Here is a 19,195-nt window from a genome sequence, read left to right on the forward strand (position 1 = left end):
TTCGTATCTTGGTGATTTTTTACCGCCACTCGCCGAGAGCTTATCTACACTCAGAAGAGCGAAGAAACTGATAATATTAAAGAATATAGTTAATTACCGGCAGACGCCGATCCGTTAGGAATGACAAGAATCAATCAAAATCTCAGAGAATTTGCACCTGTTCGCTTCCGATTCGCAGCGTCTACCGGCGAGATGACTGAAGCTCTGCCTCCATCATCTTCCGCATCTCGAATTTCTGGGCCTTGCCAGTCACGGTCATGGCGAAAGCCTCGACTATGCGGATGTGACTGGGGACCTTGTAGTGCGCGATGCGCCCCTTGCAGTGCGCCAGCACATCATCCGGGCCGAGGTCTTCCCCTGCCCGGGCGATGACCCACGCGCAGACTTCCTCGCCAAACTTCTCGTCCGCAACACCAAACACTTGCGCGTCTTGAACGCCCGGGTGGGTGAGCAGGAACTCCTCGATCTCGCGCGGGTAGATGTTTTCACCACCGCGGATGATCATGTCCTTTATACGGCCGGTAATCCGGATGTATCCATTCTCGTCCATGGTAGCCAGATCGCCGGAATGCATCCAGCCGTCAGCATCGATGGCTTCGGCAGTCTTGGCAGGATCATCCCAGTAACCAAGCATGACGGCATAACCGCGCGAACAATACTCGCCCTGTTCGCCAATCGGAAGGACCTCGCCATCGAGCCCCACGATCTTGGCCTCGGCATGGGGATGGACGCGGCCGACGGTGCCAACGCGCTCCTCAATTGGATCGTCGGTAGCCGTCTGCGTGGTCAGCGGACTGGTCTCGGTCATGCCATAACCAATCGTGACCTCCGTCATGTTGAGGCGATCCATGACCTGGCGCATCGTGGTAACTGGACAAGGCGAGCCCGCCATGATTCCGGTACGCAATGTGCTGACGTCGTAATCATCGAGGTCGGGCTGTGCGAGGATGGTGATGAACATCGTGGGGACGCCGTACAGCGCAGTGCAACCTTCAGCCTGCACCGCCTCAAGCGCCGTCTTGGGATCGTATGCCTCACCGGGATAGACCATGGCCGCGCCACTCGCCAAGGCGGCGAGGTTGCCCAAGACCATACCAAAGCAGTGATACAGCGGGACCGGAATGCAGATGCGGTCGCTCACCCCGAGCTTGATTGTCCGCGCCGTAAAGTAGCCATTGTTGAGGATGTTGCGATGGGTGAGCGTTGCGCCCTTGGGGAAGCCGGTCGTGCCGCTGGTGAACTGGATATTGATCGGATCGTTCTGACTAAGCGTGGCGTCTACGGCCGTTAGCCGACCATGATCAGGTTCGGCGCGCAAGGCGTCCCACGGTTCGAAGCCGTCATGTACCGCATCACCAAGAGCAACCATGCCGCGCAGCATCGGCAACTTGGCGTGTCCCAGTTCGCGCAGCATCGCAATGTAGTCGCTGGTCTTGAAGCTGGCTGCGGTGACGAGAAAGGTACAGCCGACCTTGTTGAGCGCATATTCCACCTCGCTGGTGCGGTAGGCAGGATTGATAGTGACCAGAATCGCGCCAATCCGGGCCGTGGCAAACTGCAGCACGGTCCATTCAGCGCAATTGGGTGCCCAGATGCCGACGCGATCGCCCTTTGCCACCCCACGATCAAGCAGGCCGGTGGCAATCCGATCGACCTCGATGTCCAATTCCGCCCACGTCCAGCGAATGCGTTGATGGCGAGAGACGAGAGCCAGTTCCCCTCCCCATGATTGCGCCGCGTCGCGCAAAGCCTGTCCGATCGTCTTTTCCAGGAGCGGCTCTTCCGTGGCGCCCTTGCTGTAGGAAAAATGCGTCATCGTTTGATATTCACCACTTGGGTCTGTGTGTATTCGGCAAGGCCCTCGACCGATTGTTCCACGCCAAGGCCACTGGACTTGAAACCGGCCATCGGAATGTGGGGGCCAATCGCGATGTGCTGATTGACCCACACCTGCCCGCTTTCGATCCGCGAAGCAATGTCCGCCGCACGCGCTACATCCTTTGACCATACCGAACCGCCAAGACCATAGTCCGATGCGTTGGCGCGTGCGATCACATCTTCGACATCATTGAATTCGATTACTGGAAGAATGGGGCCAAACTGCTCTTCATCGACAATCCTGTCACCGTCGGTCACGTCACGGACGATGGTAGGGCGGATAAAGTACCCCGCACGCTCCATCACTTCGCCGCCCGCAACGATCGTGCCATCGGCTCGTGCCGCCGCGATGAAATCCTTGACCTTCTCGAACTGCATCGCGTTCTGGATCGGCCCGATCTGGGTGCCTTGCTGCAGCCCGTCGTCCACGACGGCAGCTTCGGCAAGGCGGGCGAGCTCCTCGCACATGGCGTCATATATGTCAGCGTGGACGTAGGCGCGCTTCACGGCAAGGCAGACCTGCCCGTTGTTGAAGAAGGCGTTGCCGAAGATCGCCTGCGCCGTCTCGCGAACATCCACATCTTCCAGTACAATAGCAGGGTCGTTACCGCCCAGCTCCAGAGTAACGCGCTTCAACGTGTCGGCACCGCTTGCAGCGATGCGCTTGCCAGTGGCCGTAGAACCGGTGAAGCCGACCTTGGCGACGTCCGGATGAGCTGTCAGGTGCGGTCCGAGGTCATTGGCATCTGTAATGATATTGACCACGCCAGCGGGGAATACGTCCCGGCAGATCTCGCCAAGGATCAGCGCACAGACCGGCGTTGTCGGCGCGGGCTTGAGCACAATGGCATTGCCCGCCAGAACCGCAGGACCAATCTTCCAGCAGGCGACGAGCAGCGGAAAATTCCAGGCGATAATTCCGACCACCACGCCCAACGGACGGTGCTTGACCGCGATGTAACCCGCTTCATCGTCTTGGATGACACGATCGGGCAGCTCCAGCGTGGCATAATGGCGCAGATAGCTATCGGTCATGGCCAGTTCGCCCATGGCCTCGGCAAGCGGCTTGCCTTGTTCCATGGTCAAGGTCCGAGCCAGTTCGTCCTTGCGAGCAGCAATTGCGTCCGCGAGCTCAAGGAGCTTTGCCTGCCGGTCGGCCCAAGGCACGGCTGACCAAGAGGGGACGGCCATCTTGGCTGCTGCGATAGCCGCATCTGCCTGAGCGACGGAGGCTCGGGGAACCGTACAGAACGGCTCCCCTGTTGCGGGATTGATCACATCCATCGTCATATCGCCATCGACGAGGTTGCCGCCGATCAGCAGCTTGTAGTCAGCCATGGTCCTCTCCTGGCGGCTTTGCCGCCTTGCAATGTCAGAACGTCAGAATTTTGCGCCCAGCGTGACCCCGTACATGCGAGGGATGCCGATGTGGTTGTAGTCGAACCCGAAGCCTGCCAGCAGATCAACCCGAGAGGTGAAGTAGAACTTGTCGGTCAAGTTCTTACCCCAGATCGAGGCATTGAACCGCCCGTCCGCGCTTTCCCAGTCGATGTGCCCGCCGACCAGAGCGTAGGAGGACTGGCGCAAGCGGGGAACATTGAGGACTTCGAAGAACTGGCTCGATTGGTATGCGACGTCAGGATGCAGCGAGAGCTTGCCCATTCCGCCGTCGAAAACCGTCAGGTCGATGGTCGCGTTGAAGGTCAGCGTCGGCGCATTTGAAAGGCGGTTGCCTGCCACGTTCACGCCGCTCACGCTGCCACGCTGAATCTTGGTCGCCAGCAGGCCCATGCCGCCATGGAAAGTCAGCCGGTCGCTCGCACGGATGGTCAGCTCGGCCTCACCGCCATAGATACGGGATTTGGGAATGTTGAGCAGTGTCTGTGCAGCCGACGCCGGATCGACATTGATGAACTGCTGGTTGCGATAGTCGTAATAGAAGCCAGCGACATTGAGCGTGACCTTGCGGTCAGCGAATTGTGTCTTGGCTCCCACCTCGTAGGACGTGACCTGCTCCGGCTTGGCGATCGACAACTCGGACGGATCGAAAAAGGCCTGAGCGTTGAAACTCGGCGCACGATAGCCCCGGCTGATGCTTGCATAGACAAGGTTGCCGTCGGCCAGCTTGTAATCGAGACCAATCTTGCCCGAGAGGTTGTCCTGCGAATACCCCAGCCAGCGCGATCCCACGGAAAAGACGTTCCCTCATTGTCTTTGCTCCCAAGTTCAGGGTGATTGCGTTTGTGTTCTTTCCTGCTCGAACCCTGCGACAAGCCGCGCCCTCATCGGCGCTCTTTCCAGTCTCAGGGGGTGGCGCCGCAGGCTGCCGATTTCCTGAGCCGTGTATGGTCTGAAATCGGCCGGCATGTGCGCCGGGTCGTAAGTGTAGAGTGTCCAGTTCAGGAGGTTTGCCAGACGCACGTCATCGAGATCGACGGTCGAGACACCCGGCACCCTACCGAGAAATTCTCGCCCGCCCGGGACCTGTAGAAATCGGGCGACAACATTCTTCATCGGCGGATTGGAGCGATCATCGCCGCCGCCATCGGGGCGATGGCACCCCTGGCACTTCAGTATGTAATCGATCCGAGCCTGCTGTGGATTGCTGACGCCACGCATTACCGGCTCGCCCGCCTCGACGCCGGCCCCCGCTGCCAGCGCAGCGAGGACGGCAACCAGAGCGAGCGCCAGGCGCTTCATTTCCCGCCGGCTCCCGAATGAAGCCTTGCGACATCCGCTGCAGAGAGCGAAGCGCCGGAATCGCGATGGGCAGCAACCTCCCTATCGCTGTACGGCGTGAATTTCGGCCCGGTCTTTGCGACCTGCGTACCAATATGGTTTAACACCGCGGCCACCGCAGCATCGTCCAGCACTTGAGCGGGCATGACACCGCGATAGGGTTTTCCCTCGACCGTGATCGGGCCTGACAGACCGCGCAGCACTGCAAGCGCAAGATAGCGGCGCCCTGCCGGCTTGGTTGCCAAGGCCCGAAAATCCGCCCCGAGCGGAGGGTAGGCACCCGGCACGCCCGCACCAGTCTTGGTGTGGCACGCAGCGCAGCGCTGGAACACTGCCGCGCCATCGGGGGCGGCAGTGGCAGGCAGCGCCACTGCCGCCATCACCATGACCGGGATCAGACCGACAAGCGCTCTCATTTCGGTGCGTCCAACGCTACGCCGACGATCACTGCGGTCGAGCAGTTGTAGATGCTGCTTTCCGTGCCCAAGCACCAATTGTAGTCGTTGTTCGATTGCGGGCGGACTTGTGGACGGTCCCCTTCGTTACGGTTGCACAGGCACTGTCCGCACGAGGAAATGCCGCAGCAATCGTTGTAGCTGATCACGTAGGCGCGGTTGTCGGCCGGGTTGGTGCACGTGCCGATCCACGTAATCGGCGACATTTCGGTGCCGGGAGGGCAGGAGCTGACAGTCCCGCCGCAGCACGAGCACAAGAACCCGTCGATCGCGCAGTAGCGCCAGTAATCGCACGAAGACTGATCGCCCGGATCCTGCGGATTGCCGGATGAGATGGGAGCGTGTTTGCCGCCATCGGCATGCGATGATCCGCTTGCCGCCCGGGCAACGGGCAGGACCGGAAACACTGCCGCACCGGTAATCGTCGCTCCCAGCCAGGCGAGAGTGCTGCGCCGCGATGTTCCCCGTGCAATGCTGCGGGTCAGGCGCTCAGTCCACTTGTCGAAGCCAGCCATTGATCAGGCCTCCTTTCGGCGTGCGAGAAATTCCTGGATCGAGGCAACACCGCGCTCCTTCGCCTCGAACAGGCTTTCCAGATGCTCGCGGCTGTTGACGAGACCGAGCGAGGCAACGCGGCCATTTTCGTCCAGCAGGACCGCATAAGGCAGTTTGGAGACACCGAATGCCCTGCCGACCGCTTCGGAAAGGACAATGGGAACACGCTCGAGACCATGCGTGCCGCGGAGCCGCAGGTATTCAGCCTTGGTTCCATCTCCAGCGATTACGACATCAAGCCAATCGGCTTCGGCGCTCGCCGCCGATCGCACAACTGGTAGCAAGGTCTTGCAAACCGGGCAGTCAGGCGAGGCGAAGAACAGCAATTGGCTGCGCCCTTCCCGCTTGCCACCAATCTCGATGGGCGCGTCCTCAATCGTGGTGACGGTCATCGGACTGGCGACTTCTCCGACCTCTACCTTCTGGTGCAGCGTCAACGCGCCAGCAGGGGCAATGCGTTCGTGAAGGATGCCAACCTGGCGAGCGAGGGCCGCGATCAACAAAGCCTGCACGACCACAGCGGTCCACAAGAGAATCTGGGACGTCAACATCACGATTTCCTCCAGCGTGGAAGGGGAATGGCCAGCAGTTCCGAAGCGGCGAGATAGAGCGCCAAAAGGCCGGCGGCAGCAAATGGAGCGTCAACTCCGATCGATGCCGCCGGCAGGGTGGAAGCGATAGCGACAAGCATGGCGAGCGCTGTGGGACGAGCGATAGTCAGCCAGCCAACTGGCCTCTCGCGACCGACAAGATCGCAACCGCAGTCGAGACTCTGTCCGCGATGCGCCAGCAGGGCTGCAGCATAAGCCAGCCACACGACCATACCCAGCATCGCACCGGTCTTCTGAAGCGGCGCAACCAGCAGGCAAACAGCAGCGGCTACTTCCAGCGTGCCGGCGATGATGAGAAACAGCTGACCCTGCGACGGCATGCCCACCAATCGTGCTGCGGCAATGGCCAGACGCCGATGAGAAACTGCCTTGTGCACGGCTGATCCGGCAAGCAGCATGGCGAGAAAGATAATGACCGGGGCCATATCAGGGCGCCGTGATCAAGATGGGATTTGCGCCACCTGCAGTGCCGAGGGAGCGCACGAACGAGCCGGTGGCGGCATCGTGAATATCGATGACCCCGTCACCGCGAGCGACAACAAGTTGTGGCTTGCTTTCCCTTGTCAGCGCAATTGCCGATGCCACTGCGCGCAGGGGAATTCGAGCCACGCGTGCCTTGGACGCCGTATCGACAACCCAGACTTCCGTCCCGCCATCCTTATGGCTTCCCTCGCGGCCATTGGGACTCATCAGGACAAACAGCTTGCCTGCGCCATCGGCTGCGATCACTTGCCAGCCGCCCGGCCGCCATTCCGGCGCGCCACCGTCTGCGGTCCCGACGTTGAAGGATCCGCCGAGCGCGCGCGCAACATCCCCCGAAAAATCGAAAGCCTTGATCTGTCCACGGTAGCTGACAAACCATGCTGTGCGCCCGACCCATGCCGGGGTGCTGAACAGCGGCTGATTGTCGATATCCTGAACCTTCTCGAGCGTCTTCGACGACACGGCCTGTCCGTCAGCGCCAAGCGTCACGCTCAAGATTGAACCATCCGCACAGAAGCTTGAGAACCCGCGCTCACCAGTGGGATAAACCTGTGCGCAGCCAGGGAGATCGACTTCCGCCAGGACTTTACGCGAGTCGAGATCGACAACGCTAACTGACTGAGCAGGTGTGAAATTTGCGACAAGTGCCCACTTGTCCGCATTGGTGAACTGGAACAGCTGCGGATAGGTGACCGACTGCTGGCGCTTGCCGCCCGGCAACACAATTTCACCTTTCGGCTGAAGCGTGGCCATGTCCCAGATGGTAATCGCATCTGTCCGATCGCCACGCGTCAAGCGCGAGTAAAAGGTCTCTGCAGTCAAGACCTCTCCGCGCCGAGGGGAGACGAGCATGTTCGCGAACTGCGCAGCGCGCACGATGCCTTTCAGGGGCTGGTCTTCGGACGAGGTGTCCACGAGCATGACCCGACCATCAACGATCGAGCTGAAATGGAAATCGTGGATAAGCACCCATGCTGCTGGCCAAGCTGTTGGCAGGCCTCTGACCGAAGGAATGGGCTCTTCAGGTAGCGGCTCGGGAAACCGGGAAGTGGCTTTTACGGGGTTAGCAGCAGCACCCGCTGCAACACTGGCTGCCAGGGTAAAAGCCATGGTCAATCCAACAATTCTCATGCCGGCACTCCCCTTGTCCGCCGAGCCCGCTCATCGGCTGCGAACCATAGTCTCAGAGGAGCAACAAATCTGTCAAGTGACCTAAATATCCTTTGTGACAGGGGTCCGAAGTGGCGATATGTTAGAATTGAGTTGAAGGGTTATTGTGATGAATCAGGCTGATGATGCGCCGAAGTACGTGACGGACATGGTCATGCCGGAGCGAGAAGGCGGCTACGTCAAAGGTAATGAAACTCGCGAACACATTCTCCGCACGGCGCTATCCATCCTGATTGATGAGGGATATCGGGCTATGTCGATGCGCCGAGTCGCAGCTGCCAGCGGTATGAAGTTCGGCAACCTGACGTACCATTATAGAAGTCGGGAAGACCTGGTTCGGGAGCTGCTCGAAGCCGTGATCCGCAGTTACGAACTCGAGTTTGTCGAGATCGTGCACATGCCGGGAGTACCGGCAGAGGAGCGGCTATGCCGGATCTGCAACCTCATCCTGGACGACATCCGATCGAAGAAGACAACCAATTTCTTTCCGGAACTTTGGGCGCTGTCGAACCACGACACGTTCGTTCTGGAACGCGTTCAGGAACTCTACGTCCGGGCTCGCGCCCCCCTTCTCGAGATCATCGCCGAAATGCGTCCCGATCTGGATGAGGCCAGCCGGGAAACGGTGGCTCTCTTCATTTCGGGATCGATGGAGGGAATGACCATCTTCGCTGGGCACGGCAAGCCGTTCGAACGCCGGATGCCGCAGATCGAACGTATTGCAGCGCGTTCGTTTGTACTGCTGGTCAAGACGATAAGCGAAAGCGAAATCAAGGGGCTTGGCCACTCCTGATTGCGCCAATCCTGACGGGATAGCCCCGCATCTGCTTTATCCGGCGCAAGGAAAAGCTGGATCTCATCGCAGAAACACCGGGCAGGCGAGCAAGGCACTCGCGGTGCACCCAATCGTATTGCTCCAGATCCTTTGCTGCTACGCGCAGAATGTAGTCCGCTGCACCGGACATCAAATGACATTCGAGAATTTCATCGAAATCGCAAACCGACCTTTCGAAGCGGTCCATCGCCTCGCGGCTCTGGCTAGTCAGCGTGATCTCCACGAATACCTCGACCGACAGGCCAAGTGCACCTGGATCCAATACTGCGCCATACCGCGCAATGACGCCGCTCTGCTCCAGCGCCTTGATGCGACGATGGCAGGCGGAAGAGGACAGAGCGACCTTCTCCGCAAGGTCGGACACGGACAAGGACGAGTCGTTTTGCAAGGCTTCAAGCAGGGCGAGGTCTGCACGGTCCAAAGGACAATATCCCACTGATCTCCGACTATGCGAAGAATATCACCACCACGATGCTGTTCAACGCGAAAATTAGGCAAAAACTGCCGGCCATACCGCGATACTCTGCCCGCACTGAATAGACCTGCTTCTGGGAGCGATTCAATGCGCGTCGGCACCGTCAAGGAAATCAAGAATCACGAATATCGCGTCGGCCTGACGCCGGAAAGCGTTCGGGAATTGGCCGCACACGGACACGAGGTGTGGGTGGAGACCGGCGCTGGGAACGGCATTGGGGCCAGTGATGCGGACTACGAAGCCGCCGGCGCTATGATCAAAGCTGACGCCAAGATCGTCTTCGACGGCTGCGAGATGATCGTGAAGGTCAAGGAACCGCAGGCGGTCGAGCGGGCAATGCTCCGCAAGGGCCAGATCCTCTACACCTATCTCCACCTCGCTCCGGATCCCGAGCAGACTGCCGATCTGGTAAAGTCCGGCGTCACGGCCATCGCCTACGAGACGGTTACGGGCACGGGCAACACCCTGCCTCTTCTCAAGCCGATGAGCCAGGTTGCAGGCCGCATGGCAATTCAGGCGGGCGCGACGGCTCTTGAAAAGGCACATGGCGGACGCGGCGTGCTCCTCGGTGGCGTACCCGGCGTATTGCCCGGAAAGGTCGTCGTGATCGGCGGTGGCGTCGTCGGCTTCAACGCGGCACAAATGGCCGTTGGGCTTGGCGCGGACGTAACGATCCTTGATCGTGACCCGGACGTGCTCGAGCGCCTCGACAACCACTTCGAAGGCCGCGCCCGCACGCTTTATTCAGGCAAGGCTGCGCTTGCCTCTCTCATTGCCGATGCCGATCTGGTCATCGGCGCAGTGCTCATCCCCGGAGCAGCCGCGCCGAAGCTCGTTACGCGCGACATGCTGTCGACCATGAAGCCAGGCGCCGTTCTGGTGGACGTTGCCATCGATCAAGGCGGGTGCTTCGAGACCTCGAAGGCGACAACTCATGCCGAGCCGACATACATCGTCGATGGCGTCGTTCACTATTGCGTGGCGAACATGCCTGGCGCTGTGGCACGCACCAGCACTTATGCCCTGAACAACGTCACCCTTCCCCACGCGCTGCGGATTGCCAACATGGGCTGGATGGCAGCGTTGAAGGCCGACCTCAATCTCGCCGAGGGTCTCAACGTTCACGAAGGCAAGGTTACATATCAAGCCGTTGCCCGTGAACTCGGGTACGACTTCGTTCCGGTTGGAGAGGTCCTCGCCTGATCAGACGGCGTTGATATCAACCACGGTAGGGATCGTGTCGTTGAGAAGAGTGATCTTCTTGCGTGCGATCCGCCACCGCCCGTCGGAGATGACCAGACGGTACTCGTATCGGCCAAAAAAGCAGTCCGACCGGTTCATGCGCACGTCATGGCGGTGGCAGTTAAATGCTGCGCACACTTCGGCATATCCGTCCCCTGCGTCAGTCAACAGAACGTTCGTTACCTGGTGAACCACGCGGGGCAAAGGCGAAGAAGCGGTAGACAAACCGGACGTAAGCCGCATGACCCGATCCTCAAGGTTGCGGCGCCCCCTGTAGTAGATCAGCGACAACTCTCGATCCGGGTCATCGGTAAGCGTCACTTCATCACGCCACGCCGGCATCCAGAATTCCACGTCTCCAGTAAACAGGTCGAGCCACTCGTCGAAGCGACCAGTATCGATCAGCAGGGCCTCCAGATAAAGGAGTTCCTCGGCCTGCTCTCGCGTCATCGCTGGCGTCATTCCGCAAACTCCGCGCTCATGCGCTTTGCCCACGCACGGTAGTAGCTGTGATACAGCGTCTCGTCGCAAAGCTGGGAATCAGCCAAAACACTGCGTTCCGGGTAGAGATCAATTCTGTCCGAGAAGCGATTTCCCCCTATGGCGGACGCCGTCATCCCTCGTGCGTAACCCTGTAGCCAAGGTTCGATTTCTGCAGCAAAGCCGATCTGGCAGTTCTCGTACGATACCGTGTCGTCGGGCGTGGCCATGCCGGTGGGATTGAAGAAATCCTCGTACTGGCGAATGCGTTGACGCCTGGCGGCATCGCTCTCCCCTTTCGGCGCGATGCACCACGTTCGCATTTCCGTTAAGCCCGGCCCGAGCGGACGTATCACGCGCAGCTGGCTTGAAGCATTCTCCGCAATCTGTAGGTTCGGAAAGATGGTGAGGTTGCGCATGTTGAACATCCAGTCACGCCTAGCCTCGCCATGTTGCGCAGCAAGCGCTTCCGCCCGTTCATACAGGGGTATGGCTGGCGTCACGCCAAACACGCCCCAGTTCAGCACGTGCCCGTTGGCGAAGCTGAAACTGCCACCGCCGATACCTTTCGTATCCTCCTTCCAGTAATCGCTGTTTTCCCAGACCGAAGCGACGACGTCCGCGCTCAACTCCTTCTGCCGCTGCTCGAGAACTCGGATGTAGGACGGGTGAGCAGAGGTGAAGTGATAAGCGTCCGAACAGTTCTCCAATTGCAATTTCCAGTTGGCCTCGAAGGTAAAGGTGACCTGACCGGGTACAAGCTCCAAGCCATCGGCGCTCTGGTCGGCAACGAGATCGAGCAACTTGGCGGCCTCGCCAAGGTATTCCACCAGAGGCGGGACGTCTGCCGCCAGACTACCAAACAGGAAACCGCGATAGTTGGAAAACTGCGCCAAAGGCACGAGCCCGTGATTGTCCTGATCGAAGGCCTCCGAATAGCACCCGGCCGCCTTCCATTTCACCGCCTTGTTCCTGCCCGCGCTGTCGAACGACCAGCTGTGGTAAGGACAGACGTGCAGGCGCGCGTTGCCCTGTCGCACCTGCGCCAGGCGCGCTCCCTTGTGAGGACAGGAGTTTATGAAGCCTCGCAGGATGCCCTCACCATCTCGCTGGACGAGGACCGGCACCCGCCCGGCGAAAGTCGTGAAAAAGTCGTGTGCCCCGCTCGCCTGGCTTTCCAGTCCGAGGAATATCCAGCCGCCCTCGAACAATCGCCGGATCTCGGCGTCGAAAACGCGTTGATCGGCGAAGATCGCACGGCTCACGCGGAACACGCCTTCATCAGGTCTGTCGTCAATGAGGTCTGTAAGACGCAGCGTCATGCCACAATTGCTTCGACAAGCGTGGGCGCCTTCGAAGCCAGCGACCATGAAAGCGCGCCATCAAGCGAGGCTGCGTCAACAGCCCTCCGCGCCGTCAAGCCATGGCCTTCGGCAATCTTGCAGAAATCGAGTTCCGGAAACTTGGTCCCGACGAGCTCCTGCATTCCGAAGTGATGCCCGAAATGGTGTAATGCTTCGTAGCGGTTGTTCTTGATTATGATGAAGCTGACTGGAAGCCCATGCTGCACCGCTGCGTGCAAGCCCTGGATTGCATACATGGCAGAGCCATCCCCAAGTACGGCAACCACCTTCTCCTCAGGACGCGCCATCGCCATTCCCACTGCGGCCGGCAGGCCATGCCCCAAACCGCCGCTGGCCGTGGTGTAGAAGGTATCCTTGTGCACGATCGGCAAGCGGTCATGCATTGCGCCACGACTTGACGGAGCCTCCTCAACGATAATGCTGTGCGGATCACGCAAGGCCGCAAGTCGTTGCAGGACGAACGCGTCCGACATGACCGCACCATCGAGCGGTTCAGGGTGCAGTCGCGACATGGGTGCCGTTCGCGGCGCAAGGCCGCCTTTGGCAAGCAGCGAGACAATCGCATCTCTGCAATTGCCAACTATTGCCGTTCCCGCTGGCGCCCATGCTGCGTGCACATGATTATCGCCGATCAGCCAGACTTCACAGCTTTCGGGAACATGGAGCCCGCCTCCCTCGACATGATACAGATTCATGGGTCCGCCGAGGGCCAGAACGAAGTCATATGGAGCAAGTGCAGAAACGATGGCTTCGCGGGCCGCCGTGAGAAAGCCGGCGAAGAGCGGATGATTTTCGGGAAAGCTGCACCGTGCGGACATCGGCGCAACCCAGACCGCGGCATTGTGCCTTTCGGCCAGCGCGACGACCTCATCCCACACCCCGTCGCGCGCAACACCTGCTCCGACAACGAACGCAGGGCGATCGGAACGTGCTAGGGCATTGGCGCATTCGGCCAGTGCAATGCTGTCCGGAGCGCGGGCGGGATGGACTTTGCGTAATACAAATGGCTCGCACTCGCGATCCCAGTCGTCGATCGGGATCGAAACGAACGTGGGGCCTCGGGGTGGCTCCATCGCCACCAACCAAGCGCGGTGAAGGGCTGCAGGAACATCTTCCGCGCGCGCCGGCTCGCACGACCATTTAACGAATGGCCGAGGAAACTCGCTGGCGCGCTCTGCGAACAGGAATGGCTCATATGGCAGTAAGGACCGAGCCTGCTGCCCAGCCGTCACCACCAGCGGCGTCTGGTTCTTGTACGCGGTAAACAGGTTTCCCAAAGCATGCCCGACCCCGGCCGAGCTATGGAGATTGACGAGCGCCGCACGGCCCGTTCCTTGTGCATATCCATCGGCCATGCCGAGAACGATGCTTTCCTGCAGCCCCATCACATAGCGAAAGTCCGCCGGAAAATCCCGGAACATCGGCAATTCGGTAGAGCCCGGATTTCCGAAAACCGTCGTCATCCCAACTTCGCGCATCACCTCTAGCGAAATTTCTCGAACTCTCGGCATCTCGCTCCTCTAGGTTCACCCGGTGCAAAGCATGGTGCGTCATTGGCATGCGCACAATTGTTATATCTTGCTGCCCCCCGTAAGTGAAACAGAGTTGGGCACACTTTGTAAGCCCACCCCGCCTGGGAGGGAACATGGAACGAGTGGTGGTGGTAGGTGCGGGAGCCATGGGATGTCTTTTCGCCGGACGTCTGGCCCGTGCAGGAAAAATGGTCACCTTGGTGGACATCGATGCGGACCGCCTCGAGACGATTGCAAAAAGGGGCGTCGAACTCCACGACGAATGCGGCAACTGCGTGATGGCCGTAGGCACTGCCCTGGCAGCCGGCGCACCCAACGCAGATCTGTTGCTGCTTTTCACAAAGGCCATGCACAGTCGTGCTGCGATTCAATCCGTTGCCCACCTTGCAGACGGGCATTGCTGTGCATTGACCCTTCAAAATGGCTTGGGAAATGCCGAGGCCATTTCGGAGGTGTTCACGCCAGACCGTACGCTTGTCGGCGTGACAGACTGGCCAGCGGACCTGTCCCCTCCCAACGCCGTGGCGGCGCACGGGACGGGCCACGTCTGGCTTGGATCGTTCACGGCAGGTGGACAAAGCTCGGCAGTCGAAGCTGTCAAATGTCTCAATGCTGCAGCAATGCAGGCGCAGCATGATCCCCTCGTGCTTGCAGCAATCTGGGAGAAGGCAGCCTTCAATGCCGCACTGAACGCGCTTGCGACCATCCTCGAACGTCCTGTTGGTGGCCTCGATTCCCCGGAAGGCCGAAGAGTTGCCACAGCAGTAATCGACGAGACGATCGCAGTGGCGAACGCGCAGGGCATCCGGATGGATAGGGACCGCCTCCTGGCCAAGACCGATTTCGCGCTCACCAACCACCGGGCGCACAAGCCGTCCATGCTACAAGACAGACAGGCAGGTCGCACAACGGAGATAGAGGCGATCAACGGTCAGATCATTGCAGCAGCAAAACGAGCAGGACTTGCCGCCCCGGTTACCGAGACGCTCGCCGAACTTGTCAGGATGGGCGAGCCCGGCCGGATTTGATCCCGACCGGGCGGCGCATTGTCAGAACTTTGCGCCGGCCCGCAGCCCGAACATGCGCGGCGTTGTAGGCACGATGTAGGGACGCTGCGTGCAGGCGCCGCACTGAACGAAGCGCGACAATTGGCCACGTTCGTCGGTCAAATTGCGTACAAAGGCTTCGATCGAATAACTCGACCACTCACCCCCGATCGCAAGATTGACTTGGCCAAAGCCCTCTAGCCGCCCCTGCGCCGCTGCAAAATCAACGCGAAGGTCCGAGCTTGCGGAACTTTGGTACGTCGCGTTGACCTGTCCGTAGACCTTGCCCTCGCCCATCGGCACCGCGTAGCGAGCGGTTCCGCTCATCTTCCACTGCGGAGTAATCGGAAGGCGGGTTCCTGCCGGCGCCTGCAGCGAATTATCGGGGTCGGAGCAGGTGAAGGTAGGATCAATGGCTGCGCAAAGATTGTTGCGGATTTTCGCGTCGGTATAGGCACCGGACAGATTGATGCTCAGGCGATCCAGCGAAATCGCTGCATCTAAGTCAAAGCCACGAATCCGCGCATTCGGACCATTGGTGATGATTGTGAAGCTGTTTGGGCCAAGGTAAGAGAACTGGAAATTCTTCCAGTCCTGCTGATAAACCGCACCATTCAGGCGTAGCAGGCCGTTCGCCAGCGTCGTTTTGAAGCCAAGTTCGTAGTTGGTAAGGTAATCGGGCTGATAAGCGCCGAAGTCGCCTCTGCGGTTGATGCCGCCCGGACGAAATCCGCGTGACACCGTAGCGTAAGCCAGCACGTCGCTGTTCGGCTTCCAAGTTGCATTGAAGCGGTATGTACCGCCCGAACCGATCGCCCTGACCGGCTTGACCTCACCATTGATGACGCGCCCGAGATTGTTGCAGGGACTACCCGCAACGACAGCCGGCAACAATGTGCCCGAGCCGGTACGCTGCCAATCACCGTTCTCGTCCTTGGTGAACAGGCGTTCGCCGTTGCTTGTGAAGCAACTACCTACGCCTGTGGCGAAGCTGCCGGCACCATTGAACGGAGTGTCGTTGAAGTCGCTGCCGGGATTCCTGCCGAAGCCGAAGAAACCGATCAACGAGTTGTCATAGATAAAGGCGCGGCCACCTGCTGTCAGCGTCACCGTCGGTGACAAGTCCAGACTGAACTCCCCGAACATCGCATAGTCTTTGTCGACGCGCTTCTGTTGCGTGAGCCAGAGCGTGCCCGGGAAGCCATTCACCGAAACAAGCGGACCAAGATTGTTGATCTTGTAGTCCTGATGAATGAGGTTGGACTGATACTGATAGAACAGGCCCCCAACGAAACGAAAGGCCTCTGCCGAAGGGGAAGCGACCCGAAACTCCTGACTGAATTTCTTGAAGTGATCGGTGCCGATCACGTTCTGCCGAGGATCAATCGTGTTTCCGAGAGAGTCCTGATAATAGAAGTAGTTGGCCAAGCCGCCAACGGATTCATACAGCGAATCGTAAGCTTCCGAATAGTCGGTATAATCGCTTGACTGGAAGGTCTTGCGATCAAGATACGCGCCTGCGTAAGTCACGTCCCAGTTGCCAAACTTGCCCTCGATCGTCAGCGCAGCCTGCCAGAACTTGTCGTTGCGGAACTCCGGGAAGAAGTGCTGCACCTGAAGATCACCGACCGACGGATCATATCCATAAGACCCGCGGCTCTTGGTTTCCTGGTACATGAACTGCGGCGTGACGGTCCAATTTTCGTCCAGATCGACCTTGAGCGCAGCGCGGCCACCGTAGATGTCGGTGTAATTGTAGTCCTTCTTGACGAAGGCCGCGTTGTTGACGCTGACGCCATCCTTGATGCAGCCGTTGATATTATCTTCGTCGTCGAATGTCGGCGTGCCGCAGAACGTGCGCGTGCCTGGCACATTATCGATGAAGCCGGCATCGCGCTGATACCAGCCCACCACACGCAAAGCCGCGTTGGAGGACAGCGGCGCGTTGATCATGCCTTCGAGCTTGTAGCCCTGTCCGCCCTTGCGGACCGTGTTCACCTCGCCGTCGACGCTGCCGTAGAAGCCGGACGTATCGGGCTTGTTGGTGATGATGCGAATTGTCCCGGCCTCGGACGATGCCCCGTAAAGCGTGCCCTGCGGGCCAGAGAGGCTTTCGATGCGGGCGATGTCATAGACATGCACGTCAAGGTTGCCGCCGATGGTGGTAACCGGTTGCTCGTCGAGATAGACCCCGACCGACGGCAGCGAGCCAGAGTGATTGCCATCGCCGCCCGAGGCCACACCGCGCATGTAGACAACGTTCGTACCTGGCGTTCCGCCGAGCGCCTGGAACGTGACCGATGGCAGCTGCTGCGCATAGTCGGTGAAGCTGGCGACCCCGAGCTGCTCCAGCTTCTGCGTGCCAAGCGCCTGGATCGAAATGGGCACGTTTTGCAGGTTCTCGCTGCGCTTTTGCGCGGTAACGATGATGACGTTGGGGTCGGATTCCGCAGCATCCGTCTGTGCTTCCTGCGCCATCGCCGGGAAACTAACTGCCGCCCCCGCCAACATGAGAACCTTGGCCAACTGCGTACGACGATTGATCTTGGTGTGCCCGCGCATAGCAGAATTTACCCTCATGTTTCTGTTTTGCGCGACGATGCTGCTCTTCCGCGATCCTTATCGTCAAGCAGGATACTGCACGAAGCGAGCGTTAACCCTGCAAGCGTGGCTAATTTACAACGATGTCGGTTCCGAAGTCTGCCGGCGCATCCGGATAGGCCTCGAGAACGTCACCCAACACCGATCTGAGAGGCTCCAACCATTGCTCGAAAGGCTTCCATGCCTCTGTTCCATCGCGAAAAATCGGGCGACGCACCTGTTCCGAACTTGCAGTCCTCACTGCGCGTTCGGTCTCATGGAACGCGAGACAGGACTCCTCGAATGGCAAGCCACAATGGGCCAGCAGAGCCCTAACTTCGGCTTCCGTCTGCTCTACCATCCGCTCGTATATCACTCTGTGCACGACGCCCGGGAGCACCTGATCAAAGTGCGCCATCGCCCGCACATAGTCGCGGTAATAGCGGCCCATGTCATCCAGCGAATAACTGAAGCCCTGCCCCCGCGCGAAATGCTGCTTGAAGTTCGAGAAGCAGCAGGCGAGCGGATGACGACGGGCATCGATAATCCTGGCGTTCGGCAGGATCGCATGGATAAAGGGCACATGCAGCCAGTTGTTCGGCATCTTGTCGATGAACAATGGCCGTGCCGTATGCCGTTGCACCCGGGTTCGCGAAAGATAGGCTTCGCCAAGCTTGCGCAGTTCGTCACCATCGAGAGCTGACAGCGCTTCGGGATAGCCTTCGACACTGCGTGCAAGGAAGCCGATGTCGGAGAGTTCGCTCGTACCTTCCACCTGCGAGTGACTGGACAGGATCTGCTCGACCAGCGTCGAGCCCGCGCGGGGCATGCCAAGAACGAAGATTGGATCAGGCGCTGTGCACCCCTTCCCCTGCAATCCAGCGACGACAGCCGGCGTGAAAGCTGCGATCGCAGCATTCACGTTCTGGGTCGCATCTTCCGCTCGATATGGTATCCGACGACGACGCAACTCGTTGCCTGCCGCGTAGTGCGCAAACGACGCCTCTGCCTCTCCTCGATCCTCGAAAGCCTTGCCCAGCGCGAAATCGAGATGCCAGCGATCTTCCGCAGTGAGGTCCGTCCGCGCCAGTGCCTGCTGCATGGCCGCTATGTCGTCATTGCTAAACTTCACCGTCTTCAAATTTGCAAGGCTCCACCAGGCCTCTCCAAGCACTGGCAGAAGTTCGATGGCCTTGCGGTAGGCGGCGATACCCTCCGCCTGCCGCCCAACGGTCTTGAGCATATGGCCATAGCTCATCCAGACGCGGGGCTGGTTGGGCGCTTGCCGCAGCACTTGTTGGTAGAGCGCAAGAGCCTCGTCGAACTCGCCTATGCGGCCATAGGCAGCTGCCTGCAAGTTGGCGTGCCCGGCGTTGTCCGGATCGTCAGCCGTGACTTTTGCCAGCTCTTCCAGCGCCTCCGGTGCCCGGTTTGTGCGGTAGAGGACCAGCGCGAGATTCGCCCTTGCTGCCGTGAACTGCGGAGCAAGCTCGATTGCCCTGCGCAACAGGTTCTCTGCGTCATTATAGCGCCCGATACGTCCCGCCAGTTCGGCAAACAGTCGGATGGCGCGGACATCGAAGGGATCGTCCTTCAGCAGCGACCGCAGAAGCGGCTCGGCCGTTGGCAAGTCGTTCTCGTTCATGGCGACTGCCGCACGGACAAGCCGGGGATCGTAGACCGGTGCAGCAATGCGCGGCGAAGACGTGGTCACATTGGTCATCAACTGCATCACAAACATGGTGACGCC

Annotated in this window: 18 protein-coding genes; 3 read left to right on the forward strand and 15 right to left on the reverse strand. The window is 59.6% G+C overall.

The window, feature by feature from the left end; translation table 11 throughout:
* Nucleotides 1-181 precede the first annotated feature (181 nt).
* Genes IM701_RS09395 through IM701_RS09435 form a run of 9 tightly spaced genes read right to left on the reverse strand, consistent with a single transcriptional unit; the run spans nucleotide 182 to nucleotide 7,852 of the window.
* Entirely contained in the window at nucleotides 182-1,816 is a 1,635-nt protein-coding gene (locus IM701_RS09395) for an AMP-binding protein (protein WP_193826771.1), read from the reverse strand.
* The gene (locus IM701_RS09400; RefSeq protein ID WP_193826772.1) at nucleotides 1,813-3,216 is read right to left on the reverse strand and encodes an aldehyde dehydrogenase family protein; all 1,404 of its coding nucleotides are present in this window, start codon (nucleotides 3,214-3,216) and stop codon (nucleotides 1,813-1,815) included. The genes IM701_RS09395 and IM701_RS09400 overlap by 4 nt, the downstream gene beginning before the upstream one ends.
* 42 nt (nucleotides 3,217-3,258) lie before the next feature.
* Nucleotides 3,259-4,068 (reverse strand): TonB-dependent receptor, encoded by an 810-nt coding sequence (locus IM701_RS09405; RefSeq protein WP_230487642.1) that lies wholly within the window; start codon nucleotides 4,066-4,068, stop codon nucleotides 3,259-3,261.
* A gap of 36 nt (nucleotides 4,069-4,104) precedes the next feature.
* Nucleotides 4,105-4,578 (reverse strand): hypothetical protein, encoded by a 474-nt coding sequence (locus tag IM701_RS09410; protein WP_039333865.1) that lies wholly within the window; start codon nucleotides 4,576-4,578, stop codon nucleotides 4,105-4,107.
* On the reverse strand, nucleotides 4,575-5,033 hold the full coding sequence (locus IM701_RS09415; protein WP_039333864.1) for a cytochrome c: 459 nt from the start codon (nucleotides 5,031-5,033) through the stop codon (nucleotides 4,575-4,577). The genes IM701_RS09410 and IM701_RS09415 overlap by 4 nt, the downstream gene beginning before the upstream one ends.
* The gene (locus IM701_RS09420) at nucleotides 5,030-5,587 is read right to left on the reverse strand and encodes a methylamine dehydrogenase light chain (RefSeq protein ID WP_039333863.1); all 558 of its coding nucleotides are present in this window, start codon (nucleotides 5,585-5,587) and stop codon (nucleotides 5,030-5,032) included. Before IM701_RS09420 ends, IM701_RS09415 begins: the two co-directional genes overlap by 4 nt.
* A 3-nt stretch (nucleotides 5,588-5,590) precedes the next feature.
* A complete protein-coding gene (locus IM701_RS09425; RefSeq protein WP_193826773.1) occupies nucleotides 5,591-6,178 on the reverse strand; it encodes a thioredoxin fold domain-containing protein in 588 nt (195 codons plus the stop codon).
* A complete protein-coding gene (locus IM701_RS09430) occupies nucleotides 6,178-6,663 on the reverse strand; it encodes a MauE/DoxX family redox-associated membrane protein (RefSeq protein WP_193826774.1) in 486 nt (161 codons plus the stop codon). The genes IM701_RS09425 and IM701_RS09430 overlap by 1 nt, the downstream gene beginning before the upstream one ends.
* Before the next feature lies 1 nt (nucleotide 6,664).
* Nucleotides 6,665-7,852, reverse strand: a complete 1,188-nt coding sequence (locus tag IM701_RS09435; protein WP_230487643.1) for an amine dehydrogenase large subunit — start codon at nucleotides 7,850-7,852, stop codon at nucleotides 6,665-6,667.
* Nucleotides 7,853-8,000: 148 nt separating this feature from the next.
* Between IM701_RS09435 and IM701_RS09440 the strand changes: the two genes are divergently transcribed.
* Nucleotides 8,001-8,684: a TetR/AcrR family transcriptional regulator gene (locus IM701_RS09440; RefSeq protein ID WP_193826775.1), complete on the forward strand. Its 684-nt coding sequence runs from the start codon at nucleotides 8,001-8,003 to the stop codon at nucleotides 8,682-8,684.
* Here IM701_RS09440 and IM701_RS09445 read toward each other — a convergent pair.
* Nucleotides 8,662-9,147: an Lrp/AsnC family transcriptional regulator gene (locus IM701_RS09445; protein WP_193826776.1), complete on the reverse strand. Its 486-nt coding sequence runs from the start codon at nucleotides 9,145-9,147 to the stop codon at nucleotides 8,662-8,664. The genes IM701_RS09440 and IM701_RS09445 overlap by 23 nt on opposite strands.
* 141 nt (nucleotides 9,148-9,288) lie before the next feature.
* Here IM701_RS09445 and ald point away from each other — a divergent pair, with 141 nt between their 5' ends.
* The gene (gene ald, locus IM701_RS09450; RefSeq protein ID WP_062342817.1) at nucleotides 9,289-10,404 is read left to right on the forward strand and encodes an alanine dehydrogenase; all 1,116 of its coding nucleotides are present in this window, start codon (nucleotides 9,289-9,291) and stop codon (nucleotides 10,402-10,404) included.
* Here ald and IM701_RS09455 read toward each other — a convergent pair whose 3' ends face one another.
* Genes IM701_RS09455 through mdlC form a run of 3 tightly spaced genes read right to left on the reverse strand, consistent with a single transcriptional unit; the run spans nucleotide 10,405 to nucleotide 13,750 of the window.
* On the reverse strand, nucleotides 10,405-10,905 hold the full coding sequence (locus tag IM701_RS09455) for an aromatic-ring-hydroxylating dioxygenase subunit beta (protein ID WP_062342819.1): 501 nt from the start codon (nucleotides 10,903-10,905) through the stop codon (nucleotides 10,405-10,407).
* Complete coding sequence (locus IM701_RS09460) at nucleotides 10,902-12,245, reverse strand: SRPBCC family protein (protein WP_193826777.1); 1,344 nt, start codon at nucleotides 12,243-12,245, stop codon at nucleotides 10,902-10,904. The genes IM701_RS09455 and IM701_RS09460 overlap by 4 nt, the downstream gene beginning before the upstream one ends.
* Nucleotides 12,242-13,750, reverse strand: coding sequence for a benzoylformate decarboxylase (mdlC, locus tag IM701_RS09465; protein WP_230487644.1), 1,509 nt, complete (start codon nucleotides 13,748-13,750; stop codon nucleotides 12,242-12,244). Before mdlC ends, IM701_RS09460 begins: the two co-directional genes overlap by 4 nt.
* Nucleotides 13,751-13,881: 131 nt before the next feature.
* Here mdlC and IM701_RS09470 point away from each other — a divergent pair, with 131 nt between their 5' ends.
* Complete coding sequence (locus IM701_RS09470; protein WP_230487645.1) at nucleotides 13,882-14,847, forward strand: ketopantoate reductase family protein; 966 nt, start codon at nucleotides 13,882-13,884, stop codon at nucleotides 14,845-14,847.
* A 21-nt stretch (nucleotides 14,848-14,868) separates the two neighbouring features.
* Here the strand turns inward: IM701_RS09470 and IM701_RS09475 are convergent, their stop codons facing one another.
* Nucleotides 14,869-17,427, reverse strand: a complete 2,559-nt coding sequence (locus IM701_RS09475; RefSeq protein WP_193826779.1) for a TonB-dependent receptor — start codon at nucleotides 17,425-17,427, stop codon at nucleotides 14,869-14,871.
* Between the two features lie 109 nt (nucleotides 17,428-17,536).
* A complete protein-coding gene (locus IM701_RS09480; protein ID WP_230487646.1) occupies nucleotides 17,537-19,168 on the reverse strand; it encodes a sulfotransferase in 1,632 nt (543 codons plus the stop codon).
* Nucleotides 19,169-19,195 lie beyond the last annotated feature (27 nt).

Source organism: Novosphingobium sp. ES2-1 (assembly GCF_015169775.1).
Lineage (GTDB): Bacteria > Pseudomonadota > Alphaproteobacteria > Sphingomonadales > Sphingomonadaceae > Novosphingobium > Novosphingobium subterraneum.